At 45.1% G+C, this 12,764-nt stretch carries 14 protein-coding genes; all 14 read left to right on the plus strand.

What is annotated here, in order from left to right; genetic code table 11:
• The first annotated feature begins 140 nt into the window (after positions 1–140).
• The 14 genes from ACTHJT_RS08155 (at position 141) to ACTHJT_RS08220 (ending at position 12,662) form a co-directional block, all read left to right on the plus strand.
• A complete protein-coding gene (locus tag ACTHJT_RS08155) occupies positions 141–797 on the plus strand; it encodes a metal-dependent transcriptional regulator (protein WP_440237510.1) in 657 nt (218 codons plus the stop codon).
• A 19-nt stretch (positions 798–816) separates the two neighbouring features.
• The gene (locus tag ACTHJT_RS08160; protein WP_440237511.1) at positions 817–1,734 is read left to right on the plus strand and encodes a metal ABC transporter solute-binding protein, Zn/Mn family; all 918 of its coding nucleotides are present in this window, start codon (positions 817–819) and stop codon (positions 1,732–1,734) included.
• A gap of 9 nt (positions 1,735–1,743) precedes the next feature.
• A complete protein-coding gene (locus ACTHJT_RS08165; protein ID WP_440237512.1) occupies positions 1,744–2,529 on the plus strand; it encodes a metal ABC transporter ATP-binding protein in 786 nt (261 codons plus the stop codon).
• 145 nt (positions 2,530–2,674) lie between these two features.
• Positions 2,675–3,961, plus strand: a complete 1,287-nt coding sequence (locus ACTHJT_RS08170; protein WP_440237513.1) for a metal ABC transporter permease — start codon at positions 2,675–2,677, stop codon at positions 3,959–3,961.
• Between the two features lie 148 nt (positions 3,962–4,109).
• The gene (locus ACTHJT_RS08175) at positions 4,110–4,991 is read left to right on the plus strand and encodes a metal ABC transporter permease (protein WP_440237514.1); all 882 of its coding nucleotides are present in this window, start codon (positions 4,110–4,112) and stop codon (positions 4,989–4,991) included.
• Between the two features lie 56 nt (positions 4,992–5,047).
• Positions 5,048–5,584 (plus strand): thioredoxin family protein, encoded by a 537-nt coding sequence (locus ACTHJT_RS08180; RefSeq protein ID WP_440237515.1) that lies wholly within the window; start codon positions 5,048–5,050, stop codon positions 5,582–5,584.
• Between the two features lie 3 nt (positions 5,585–5,587).
• Positions 5,588–6,970 (plus strand): tRNA uridine-5-carboxymethylaminomethyl(34) synthesis GTPase MnmE, encoded by a 1,383-nt coding sequence (gene mnmE, locus ACTHJT_RS08185; protein ID WP_440237516.1) that lies wholly within the window; start codon positions 5,588–5,590, stop codon positions 6,968–6,970.
• 85 nt (positions 6,971–7,055) lie between these two features.
• Positions 7,056–7,481: a hypothetical protein gene (locus ACTHJT_RS08190; protein WP_440237517.1), complete on the plus strand. Its 426-nt coding sequence runs from the start codon at positions 7,056–7,058 to the stop codon at positions 7,479–7,481.
• Positions 7,482–7,888: 407 nt separating this feature from the next.
• Positions 7,889–8,290 (plus strand): response regulator, encoded by a 402-nt coding sequence (locus ACTHJT_RS08195; protein WP_440237518.1) that lies wholly within the window; start codon positions 7,889–7,891, stop codon positions 8,288–8,290.
• Between the two features lie 10 nt (positions 8,291–8,300).
• Positions 8,301–9,155, plus strand: a complete 855-nt coding sequence (locus tag ACTHJT_RS08200; RefSeq protein ID WP_440237519.1) for an STAS domain-containing protein — start codon at positions 8,301–8,303, stop codon at positions 9,153–9,155.
• Positions 9,156–9,196: 41 nt separating this feature from the next.
• Complete coding sequence (locus ACTHJT_RS08205; RefSeq protein ID WP_440237520.1) at positions 9,197–9,604, plus strand: STAS domain-containing protein; 408 nt, start codon at positions 9,197–9,199, stop codon at positions 9,602–9,604.
• Positions 9,576–9,998 carry an anti-sigma regulatory factor gene (locus tag ACTHJT_RS08210; protein ID WP_440237521.1) on the plus strand — a complete coding sequence of 141 codons (423 nt, stop codon included), beginning with the start codon at positions 9,576–9,578 and terminating at the stop codon, positions 9,996–9,998. The genes ACTHJT_RS08205 and ACTHJT_RS08210 overlap by 29 nt, the downstream gene beginning before the upstream one ends.
• Positions 9,991–11,001, plus strand: coding sequence for a SpoIIE family protein phosphatase (locus ACTHJT_RS08215; protein ID WP_440237522.1), 1,011 nt, complete (start codon positions 9,991–9,993; stop codon positions 10,999–11,001). Before ACTHJT_RS08210 ends, ACTHJT_RS08215 begins: the two co-directional genes overlap by 8 nt.
• Complete coding sequence (locus ACTHJT_RS08220; RefSeq protein ID WP_440237523.1) at positions 10,998–12,662, plus strand: ATP-binding protein; 1,665 nt, start codon at positions 10,998–11,000, stop codon at positions 12,660–12,662. The genes ACTHJT_RS08215 and ACTHJT_RS08220 overlap by 4 nt, the downstream gene beginning before the upstream one ends.
• The last annotated feature ends 102 nt before the right edge of the window (positions 12,663–12,764 follow it).

Raw genomic sequence — 12,764 nt, forward strand, 5'->3', positions numbered from 1 at the left:
CTCGTCTTCAATCTTCCCGTTTAAATTCCTTCTTGTTATATTAAAAAAGTCCAATCTTAAATTCCTCTAAAATAAATTCGCCGAAATATTTTTTTAGAGTATTCTAAAATATTATTTTTATAAGCGAAAAATATTTACAGATGCTTACTTATACAGAAGAAAACTACATCAAAGCCATTTATCACCTTTCCGGTGATGAGAACAGAGATGTCAGCACCAATGGTATTTCTGAAGTATTAAAGACAAAACCTGCTTCTGTTACCGATATGCTCAAGAAGCTTTCGGACAAATCCTTTGTCAATTATGTAAAGTACCAGGGTGTAACCCTGACTAAAAAAGGCAGAAAAGAAGCGCTGCAGATTATCCGCAAACATCGGTTGTGGGAAGTATTTCTGGTGGATAAACTGAAGTTTCACTGGGACGAAGTACATGAAATTGCCGAACAGCTTGAGCATATACAATCATCCGTACTGATTACCCGTCTGGATGAATTTCTGGGTAATCCTGCATTTGATCCACATGGTGATCCGATCCCTGACCAGAAAGGTGAATTCGTGCTGCGTAAAAAACATATCCTGTCTGATATGGCAGTTGGTTTTAAAGGTATCGTTGTGGGCATGCTTGAAACCTCCCCTGCATTCCTTCAATACCTTGATCGTTTGAATATTTGTCCGGGTGCCAGGATCTGCATCAAAGAACGGATTGCATTCGATGGCTCCCTGGAAATAGCATTGCAGGACGATAAAAAACTAGTGATCTCCTTTGAGGTCGCAAAAAATCTATATGTAACCGAATAGAATAAACACTTACCCCTATATGAAATACATCTTTTACATCTGTTCGCTCTTGTCTCTTTATGCCTGTTCAGGCAGCAGTACACCAGCTGAAAAAACATCCGGCAAACCTGTGATTGTAACAACAACAGGTATGATCGCGGATGCCGTGCGTAACCTGGTTGGCGATCGTGCGGAAGTAACAGCACTGATGGGCCCCGGTGTGGATCCGCATTTATATAAAGCAACACAAGGCGACCTGGACCGACTTCAGAAAGCTGACATTATTATATATAATGGTATCCATCTGGAAGGCAAGATGACCGAGATCCTGGAAAAACTGGCGGCAAAGAAAATTGTTATTGCCATGGGCGACGGACTTCCGAAAAGTAAATTACGATTACTGGATAAAGATGCAGGCATTTATGATCCGCATATCTGGTTTGATGTTGCATTATGGAAAGAAGCCGTGACAGCAATGGCCGTTACCCTATCGTCCAGATACCCGCAGCTGGCTGGTATTATACAAACAAACAAAACTGCTTACCTGGCACAGCTGGATAGTCTGCATGCGGAAGTAAGTGCGCAAATGGCTGCTATTCCTGAGAACCAGCGGGTGCTGATCACAGCACATGATGCATTCGGCTACTTTGGATTGGCATACCATACTGAAGTAATTGGTTTGCAAGGCATCTCAACTGTTTCTGATTTCGGTCTGAATAATGTTACCAGTCTTGTAAACCTGATTACCGAACGCAAAATAAAATCGGTATTCACCGAAACATCTGTGTCTGATCAATCCATCCGTGCAGTCTTGGATGGTTGCCGTCAGAAAGGCTATGCCATCTCAATCGGTGGTTCCTTATACTCTGATGCGATGGGCGAAGCCGGAACGCCGGAAGGTACTTACACAGGTATGGTGCGAAAAAACGTTCATTCAATTGTTACAGCATTAAAATAATTCCCATCTATGATTGAACATGTTGTAAATCCCGTGCTTGAAATACACGACTTAACCGTAAGTTATTCAAAACGACCTGTCTTATGGAACATTGACCTGACCTTGCCGAAAGGAATATTAGCGGGTATCATCGGACCCAATGGCGCTGGTAAATCAACGCTGATCAAAACAGCCATGGGGTTGATTCCCAAAGCCAGCGGTTATATAAAATTATTCGATCAGGATTTGGAAAACGTACGCAAAAAAGTAAGCTATGTACCACAACGTGAGTCGGTCGACTGGGATTTCCCTGCTTCTGCGCTGGATGTAGTACTGATGGGCCGCTACGGTCATGTCGGTATTTTCCGTTCGCTGCGCGAAGCAGATAAAGAAGTTGCTGTTGAATGCCTGCGTAAAGTAGGCATGGAAGCTTTTGCACACAGACAAATCTCTCAGCTTTCCGGCGGACAACAGCAACGGGTGTTCCTGGCACGGGCGCTGGCACAGGATGCAGACCTGTATTTCATGGATGAACCATTCGCAGGTGTGGACGCCTCTACTGAAAAAACGATCATTGCTTTGTTAAAGGAGATGACAGCAAAAGGAAAAACCATTATTGTAGTGCATCACGACCTGAATTCGGCAGATGAATATTTCGATTGGATTCTGTTACTGAATACGCGTCTTGTTGCCAGCGGACCAACATCAAAAGTATTTACCAAAGAACTGCTTCAGAAAACCTACGGCGGCAAGCTCAACATCTTATCCAGCGTAGGCGACCTGCTGCATAACGAGCAGTTTCCGAACCGCGAATAAAGCCGAAGGCCTAAAGCCTAAAGCTTGCTTGAGTCCACAGTATCATTTAAATATTAAGCATGAAGCATTGTTGCTTTTTGTCTTAAGCATAAAATAACAAACATAGAAGCTTTAGGCTTTAAGCCTTTTGCATTAAGCTTTACGAATGAACGAACTAATCCGCTTCCTTCTTCTTGAAGACCCCAACGTACGTACCGTTGTGATCGGCACCATCCTGCTGAATCTTTCCGCTTCGGTAGTGGGTAGCTTTGCATTCCTGCAGAAGAAAAGTCTTTCCGGAGATGCGGTTGCACATTCTATTCTTCCAGGCATCTGCATGGCGTTTATTGTTTTCCAGACCAAATCCCTGTGGGTCTTATTACCCGGTGCGTTTATCACCGGCTGGCTTTCGCTTTATCTGGTAGATCTTATTTCACATCATTCGAAACTGAAACAGGATACTGCGATTGCCGTGGTATTGTCAGTCTTCTTTGCCATTGGCATTATTCTCCTTACTTATATCCAGCATACCGGAAGCGGCGCGCAAAGCGGCCTTGACAGCTTCCTGTTCGGTAAGGCTGCCGCCTTGCTGGAAGAAGATCTTATTACTTACGGCATCATCAGCATTGTAGTGATTGCTGTTACAGCTTTCTTCCTGAAAGAATTCACACTGATCAGTTTTGACACGGCTTATGCAGCAAGTATCGGCATACCGGTGCGCAAGCTGCAGCTGGTTTTAACAACGCTGACCGTTATTGCCATTGTTACCGGCATTCAATCCGTTGGTGTAGTATTGATGTCAGCCATGCTGATCACACCGGCTGTTGCGGCACGTTACTGGACAGACAACCTGAAGCGGCTGTTATTATTAGCGGTGTTGTTTAACAGCCTTGCTGCAGTTGCGGGTGCCTATATCTCCTACCGCTATCCATCCATGCCTACAGGTCCATGGATTGTACTGATTATTTCCATCTTTGCTTTTGCATCCATCCTGTTCGCGCCGAAGAAAGGACTCATCTACGGTATGTACCGCACATTCAAGCATAAATCACTAATTCTGAAAGAGAACATCTTAAAAGCACTGTACCAACTGGGTGAACAGGAAAACAGATTCCATGATACCCATTCGCTGAACAACCTGCTCACGAAGCGTCGGTTACCGCATTGGCAGGTATATCCCGCTCTTTACCGGTTAAGGTTCGAAGGTTATCTGGAGCATAGCCATGCCGGCTGGGCATTGACGCCGGAAGGTATCGAACGCGGCAAACGTATTGTACGCCTGCATCGCCTGTGGGAAATGTATCTATCCAAAAATCTGTTACTGGCTTCCGACCATGTACACGACGATGCCGAAACCATTGAACATATCTTAACACCTGAACTCGAAGCACGACTGGAGAAAAGCCTGAACTTCCCGCAGGAAGATCCGCATGCGTCAAAGATACCGAGATAAGCCGCAGGCTTAATGCCTAAGGCGAAAAGCTTAAGGCTGAAATCGTTTCTTTAATTCACATGGATATCTAAGAACAATAAACATTTCGCTTTAAACTCTTAACAAAAAAAGCTTTAGGCCTTGAGCCTTCCGCATTAAGCATACACATATGAACGCTTTATACATCATACTTACCGGCATGCTCGTTGCTGTTTCCTGCAGCATCTTAGGCACCTTTCTGGTACTGCGCAAAATGGCCATGGTTGGCGATGCCATCTCTCATGCGGTATTGCCTGGGATTGTTCTTTCATTCTTCATTACCGGCAGCCGTGATTCCATCTGGATGCTGATCGGTGCCGGTGTGATGGGTATTATCACCACGCTTGTGATTGAATGGCTGCATAAAAAAACCAAACTGCAGGAAGATGCTTCCATCGGTGTAACATTTACTTTTTTATTCGCGCTCGGCGTATTGATGATCTCTTATTTCGCGAAAAATATTGATCTCGACCAGGAGTGCGTGCTGTATGGAGAGATCGCTTATGTCCCCTTGAATACCATTGCCATAGGTTCGCTTGAGGTCCCCAAAGCAATTGTCATGCTCGCGATTGTATTGCTGCTGATCACCTGTATCATCTTCTTCTTTTACAAGGAATGGGTGATCACCACCTTCGACGCGCCTTATGCAACGTCTATCGGTATGAGCACCGTGTTATGGAATTACCTGCTGATGTCTATGGTATCGTTCACCACAGTGGCATCCTTTGAATCTGTGGGAGCCATACTGGTGGTAGCGTTTCTGGTTGTACCGGCATCTGCTGCTTATCTCATTACTGACTCCTTGCCTAAAACATTATTCTGGGCAGTGGTATTTGGAATAATATCTTCTGTAAGCGGATATTATGCTGCTGCTGCGCTTGATGTTTCCATTTCAGGTGCCATGGCCGCCGCATCGGGCTTCATCTTTGCCGTATGCTTCATCCTGCACCTTGTATCCAAACAGATCAAGCGTCCACCTTCTCTTATTCAGCCGGAAGAAATGACTAAGTAAGATGATTTCGCGTTTTAGCTAGGAACTTTTTATAAAAAGAAATACTTTTACTATATATGAAATCAAAAGTATCTCTATTAATAGCATTCGCTGCTGTTATTGCGTGTGCTGGTTTTATCTTTCTTCCAGCTGAAAAAGAAAAAACCTCCTCAACGGCTGAAGAAGTTAAATGGCTGACCTACGACCAGGCAGTTGCGCTGAGCAAAAAAAATCCAAAACCGATCTTCATTGATGTGTACACCGACTGGTGTGGCTGGTGCAAACACATGGACAAGAATACGTTCAGCAATCCCAAAATTGCTGCCTACCTGAATAAAAAATTCTATTCTGTAAAACTGAATCCGGAGAAAGCAGATTCTGCACACTACAAGGGCAAAGCCATGACCAACGGTGCGCTGGCAGCTCAGATCTTCCATGTAAACTCATATCCTACTACGGTTTACCTGGAAGCAGATGAAACCCTGCTGCAGCCACTACCCGGCTACCAGGCGCCCAATGATTTCAACCGCATCATTCACTACATCGGTGAAAATCAATATAAAACTACAACCTGGGAAGATTATAAGACAAACTTCACCGAAACTGTTGAATAAACATTGAATACCGAACCCATCACAAATCATACGGATACCATCGTAGCGCTTGCGAGTCCGCAGGGCGTCGGCGCTATTGGTGTGATACGCCTTTCCGGACCAAAAGCATTTGAGATCACATCAAAAGTATTTCCTTCTAAAAACATTGCGCAGGTTCCTACACATACGGTACATGTAGGTAATATTGAAGACGAAGGGCGTGTACTGGATGAAGTTGTTGTGACGGTATTCAAAGGGCCGAAGTCTTTTACCAGGGAAGATGTGATTGAAATTTCCTGCCACGGTTCTTCTTTCATCATCAAGGAAATCATTCAGCTCTTATTGCGCAACGGAGCCCGCCATGCAAAGCCCGGCGAGTTTACCATGCGTGCATTTTTAAACGGCAGGTTTGACCTGGCACAGGCAGAAGCTGTAGCCGACCTGATCGCTTCAGATTCCCTGGCTTCACACCAGGTGGCCTTGCAGCAGATGCGTGGCGGCTTTTCCGACGAGATCCGCAAGCTGCGCGAACAGCTGATCCACTTTGCATCCATGGTTGAGCTGGAGCTGGACTTCAGCGAAGAGGATGTTGAATTTGCAGACCGCACCCAACTCCGCAAACTGATCAATGAGATCAAACGTGTAATCGATCGTTTGATCCATTCTTTCTCTTTAGGAAATGTGATCAAGAACGGCGTCCCTACCGTAATCATTGGCAAGCCTAACGCCGGCAAGTCTACCCTGCTGAATACTTTATTAAATGAAGAGAAAGCGATCGTTTCGGAGATTGCAGGTACTACACGTGATTTCATCGAAGATGAACTGAATGTAGAAGGCATCACCTTCCGCTTTATTGATACTGCCGGTTTGCGTGAGGCAACGGATACCATTGAGGCCATGGGTGTGAAACGCACGCGTGAGAAAATGGCCCAGGCCAGTCTGGTGATTTATCTCTTTGATGTGAAGTCTACCTCTGAGCGTGAACTGATCCGTGACCTGGAAGAACTGAAAACACTGCAGGCACCGTATCTGGTGGTCGGTAATAAGATTGACAAACGTGAAGATGCAGTCATCACTACTTTCCGTAACATCGACGGCATCATTTATATCTCTGCCAAGCAAAAAATCGGCATTGAAGAACTGAAACAAAATCTGCTCGAGATCATCCAGTACGATTCCTTCAAACAGAACGATACGCTGGTAACCAACATGCGTCACTACGAGAGCTTACGCGAAACACGCAAGGCTTTAGACGAGGTGCTTACAGGCATGGACAACCAGGTTCCCGGCGACTTGCTGGCGCAGGACATCCGCCAGTCCTTATTCCACTTAGGCGAGATTACAGGCGACATCTCTACCGATGACCTGCTTGATAATATTTTCAGTAAGTTCTGTATCGGAAAGTAATAAGTTCTACGTTTTAGTAATATGTTTTAAGAAAACAATATTATCTCAGAAACACTTCTTTATTTTAGTAGAACAACAAGCGACTATGCACAGAATCATTCTATTATGCTTTCTTCTTTCAGCATGCAACGGTATACAAACAAAAACCGATGCAACAAAAAATAAGCAAGACGTACAGCAACCTTCACAAACGAATACAACATTCCCTGAATATGCAAAGCTGCAGGGAAAATGGATATCAGAAGCAGATAAAAATTATTCTCTTGAATTTGAACAGAACATGTTTGTAGAAAAATCAGGCAGCCAGCGGGATTTTTCAGAATACGTATTGCTTAATCAATGCGGCACTTCTGAAAATACAGCTGCTACAATGGCAGGTGTATATATAGGCTTTAAAATTGGTGATACTGATGAAACTTATTGCCAGTATGAAATCATGGATGTTACAGATAAAACCTTGTCGCTAGTGGTTGTTGAGAATGGGAAAGCCTTGATGTTCCATAAACAATAAATTGTGAGCACTGGTGTAAGCATGCGCTTATTTTGCTTCTCCAACAATTTCTATTTCCTGCCTCGTCAGCCTGTGTCTGACGAGGCAGTTTTTTTTATCAAACAGTCAGATACCAGCTGGCGCAAGCATTTGCTTGTGCCTCTTACACAGCCCTGCCCTCACCCAGCACACAACCTGTCTGTGGCACCGCCACGGCGGACAGACCAACAGCCGATCTACCCACAGCCAAGTAACTGATTACTGTCTACTGTCTACCGGCCACTATTTGCTGCCCACTGTTTACTGACTTTAACAATTGTTATAACATCTTTATATCATCAACATTAAAATCTATTGTTTAGGTTTATTCAAAATTTTGAAGTATATTCAATAAGAGCAATTTTCCAACCACCATTCCTAAAAAAAGCATGCCCTTTGAGATACAGATCCTTTTAATTGATGATGATGAAGATGACAGAGATTTCTTTCAGTTCGCTTTAGAAGATATTAGTACAAACATTGGTTATGCCGGTGTTGAATCCGGTGTCGACGCATTTCTGTACCTGGAAAATAATCCCCTGCCCGATTGTATTTTTCTGGACCTGAACATGCCCGGTATGTCAGGCCGTGAATGCCTTGCAAAATTGAAAAGCCGAACAGAGTATCACCAGATTCCGGTGATCATATTTTCAACCTCAAGTGACCCGCACGACAAAAAGGAGACCATGGAAATGGGCGCCGTAGATTTTATCACCAAGCCTTCCAAACCCAGCGACCTGGTAAAGGAGCTTACCAATTTTATTTCCCACCACTTCGCACAAAAAATATAATCCAACATAAATGAAAAACGAGGCAATTAAAATTTTCCAGAAAAAAAAGCAAAACATTCTGGAAAAGTGGATCACCACGCAGTTAGAGGTCAATGGCATGAACGATGACCTCATTACCAATGACGATCTGCGCATCCAGTCAGAAGAATTACTGTTCACCTTCATCGGCAATCTTTCGGATTCAAATTTAAACAACCCCGAAGCACATGAGTTTGACCCGGTGGTTGATATTCTTTCTGCTATTTCCATTTCACGCGCCAAGCAAGGCTATTCACCGCGCGAGACCGGCAACTACATCTATGGGCTGAAAGAAGCACTATTACTGGTACTGAGCGAAGACATTAAGGATCCGGCTACGCTGTATACACAAAGCATGGCCATCAACAAGCTGCTCGACAGTTTCAGCATCAGTACCTTCGAAACATTCATCAAAGGCCGTGAAGATGTGATCTTCCGCCAGACCGATGAGATCACGCAGATCTCCACACCAGTGATCCGTGTATGGGATGGTATTCTGGCACTGCCCATCATTGGTACGCTTGACAGCTCCCGTACACAGGTAGTAATGGAAAGCCTGCTGCAGGAGATCATTGAAACCAGCAGCAGCATTGCCATCCTGGATATCTCCGGCGTACCGGCAGTAGATTCTCTGGTAGCCCAGCATTTGATCAAAACAGTAAGCGCTACCCGCCTGATGGGTGCTGAGTGTATCATCAGCGGCATCCGTCCGGAGATTGCCCAGACGGTTGTGCATCTGGGTATTGACCTTTCTTCTATCATTACAAAATCCACACTGGCAAGCGCGCTGAAGACAGCCTTTGACATGATGGCGCTTGAAGTACATAAGAAAAGAACTGTTAAATAATCATTGCCCGCACTTAGTGCATCCCAATACATACACGGAATATGGAAAAAATACCTATTTTAAAAATGGGTCACTTTCTTCTGGTGACAATACAAGTAGATTTATATGATCAGCTGGCAGAGAACCTTGAATCGGATCTGGTCAATATGGTAAGCAAGACAAATGCAAAAGGCGTGTTGATTGATATTTCCTCGGTATCCATTATAGATTCCTTCATGGGAAGAATCCTGGGGAATATCGCTACCATGTCCAAGATCATGGATGCCGATACGGTTGTAGTAGGCATGCAGCCTGCTGTTGCCATTACACTGGTAGAGCTTGGCCTCCCGCTGAAAGGCGTATATACAGCGCTGAATGTTGAAAAAGGAATGGAATTATTAAGATCTAAAATTCTTCTTGAGGAAGATAACCAACAGGAAGATGACGACCAAGCCGATAGTCCTGAGTAGTGACTCGATCAACATCATCCGTGAAACGGATGTGGTTCCGTTCAGGAGCCGCGTGAAAGAACAGGCCGTAAAGATCGGCATGAGCCTGGTCAACCAGACCAAGCTGATCACGGGCGCCAGCGAGCTGGTGCGCAACATGCTGAAGTATGCCAAAGGTGGAATCGTTGCTATTGAAATCATCAGCCGGGCGCGCGATACAGGTATCCGCCTTACCTTTACCGATAAAGGACCTGGCATACCCGATATCAGCAAAGCCATGACCGATGGTTTCACAACAGGCAGAAGCATGGGTCTTGGTCTGCCCGGTACAAAAAGACTGATGAATGAATTTGATATAAAATCGGAAGTGGGCGTGGGTACAACGGTGACTGTAATTAAGTGGAAAAATGGATAACATATTGTTTCAAAGCTATACGATAGAGGAACGAAGTTATGCATCGTTTATTAAAAGAGAGATCCACAATTTAGTACGTCCGCATTTTACCGAGCAGCGTACCGGGGAAATAGATATCATTGTATCGGAACTGATCTCCAACCTGCTCAAATATGCCGGGCGCGGCGAGCTGCTCTACCGGCTGAGCAGAGAGGAAGACGAACCGGTTTTTGAAGTCCTCTGTCTGGACAGCGGCCCCGGCATCAAGGATATCGGCCATTCCATGAAAGACGGGATCTCCAGCAAAAGTACACTAGGTCATGGGATCGGATCCATACAACGACTGAGTAACTTTTCGCAGATCTACTCTCTGCCCGATTGGGGCACCATTGTATATGCGCGCTGCTATGCATCCGTTGAATACAACAGAACACTGCAGGCAAACACACTGACACGCTGCATCAATGTTGCCAAACCCGGAGAACAGGTTTGCGGCGACGGTGCAGCCATACGTGAGCTTAAGGATAAAACACTGATATTCCTGGGCGACGGACTCGGCCATGGTGAGTTTGCCAAGGAAGCGGTTGACAAGGCCATTGAAACATTCAACAAAACCAATCAGGCCGCACCTGCAGATATTATCCGCGAGATGCACATCGTTGTAAAAAAAACACGGGGGCTTGTGGCAACCATCGGCATACTGGACCACAGCAGCAAACAATGGCACATCAGCGGCATCGGCAACATCAGTACACGCCTGCAGCGCGGACTTGAATACAAAAATTACAGCAGTTACAACGGGATCATCGGTATGAATATTCCCGGTCGCATTGAAAACAATGTTTACCAGATGGAAAAATTTCAACAGCTTATTTTATGTTCAGACGGCATCAAGACCCGCTGGGATCTTTTACACTACCCTGCTATCCTGAAATATGATCCCATGCTGCTGGCGGCAGCCCTCTATAAAGACCAGGCGCGCCGCACCGATGACATGACAATCCTGATCGTAAAAGTAGTATGATAGAAATTGTTAAGATTCATCTGGATAATGAAATGGACCTGATCCTTTCGCACAAACGCAGCATGAAGCTGGCAGAGCTTTGCGGCATGTCCGTGATCGTACAGACATCCTTTGCAACAGCCGTTTCAGAAATTTCACGCTGCCTCATCGGCAATGAATTCATACGCTCCGGTCTTACCCTGTACATCAATACGCTGGCCAACAACCGCAAGGAACTTGTGGCAATACTCTCCACCAATGATACCTTCGACAAGCGTCATTCCGAAGCTATCAAGTATGCACAGCGGCTTACAGACAATCTTAAAATCGACCGCCAGAAAGACATTACCGAAGTACGGCTCACACAAAAGATCAATTACAGCGGACTGATCAATGATACGCGTATCAAAGCCTTCATTGATTATTTCCGGAAAGAGCTGCCGCTCTCCCCATATGATGAGCTGCGCAAGAAGAACATCCAGTTGCTGGAAGTTTCCGAGAAGCTGAAAGAAAGCGAAACACAATACAAACTCCTTACGGAAACACTGCCGCTGATGATGTTTACCGCTAATGGCGGAGGTTATCTTACCTATGGCAATAAATGGTTGAAGGATTATTTTTCTTTACTGGAAATACAGACCGGCAAGATTGAATGGACCAGCCTGATACATACCAGCGACAATAAAACCATCCGCGATGAATGGGAAAAAGCACAGGACAACCAGTCCCCATTCCGCGCGCAGGCAAGGCTGAAGCAAAAGAACAACGACACCACCCTGTGGCATCTGATCTCCCTGCTGCCCGTTAAAAACGATCTTGGCCAGATCACCAGCTGGACAGGCTTTTTCGTTGACATCAACGCGCAGAAACTTGTTGAAGAAACACTCAAGAACAACGTGGAGCTGAAAAGCATTCAGAAGCAATTGCTGAATTACCAGGCAAAGCTGGAAGAAAAAGTATCCGAACTGAATAAGTCCAACCACGACCTGGAACAGTTTGCCTATATTGCCAGCCACGACCTGCAGGAGCCTTTACGGAAAATCAGAAGCTTCACCGAATTGCTGGAAATAAACTTTGATGATAAAGAACGTGCGAAAAAATATATGCAGAAGATTGATTCTGCTTCAGAGCGCATGAGCACACTCATCCGCGACGTACTGAATTACTCGCGCCTTTCGCAATCGGCTACAAACATTTTTAAAGAGACCCATCTGCACAAAGTACTGGAACATGTAAAGCTCGACATGGAGCTGATCATAGAAGAAAAGCAGGCAAGCATTCAATCAGAAACGCTGCCGGTGATCAACGGCATTGAACAGCAGCTCTACCAGCTGTTTTACAACCTCATCAACAACGCAATCAAGTTTTCTGTTGAAAAACCCGTGCTGAAGATTTCATGCAGAAAGCTTCCCCTTTCGGAAGTACAGCAGCATGCGGAGCTTACTCCAACCGGAAAATATATTGAACTCGTGTTTAAAGACAATGGTATTGGTTTTGAGCAGGCACATGCCAAACAAATCTTCACCATCTTCAAACGTCTCCATTCAAAGGATAAGTACGAAGGCACAGGCATTGGCCTTGCCCTCTGTAAAAAGATCGTCGACAATCACCACGGCCTTATCAGTGTAAGCAGTCAGCCTGGCGCCGGCACCAGCTTCTGTGTGATATTACCCGTTGATTAAGTATACATTTTAATTTTTAAGTCCAGCAGGCGTAAGCATTTGCTTGTGCCCCCTGCCATTGGACACTGACCACTATCCAAGCTGTTCTCCCGAACCTCCCTC

Source organism: Cytophaga sp. (genome assembly GCF_051961495.1).
GTDB lineage: Bacteria > Bacteroidota > Bacteroidia > Cytophagales > Cytophagaceae > Cytophaga.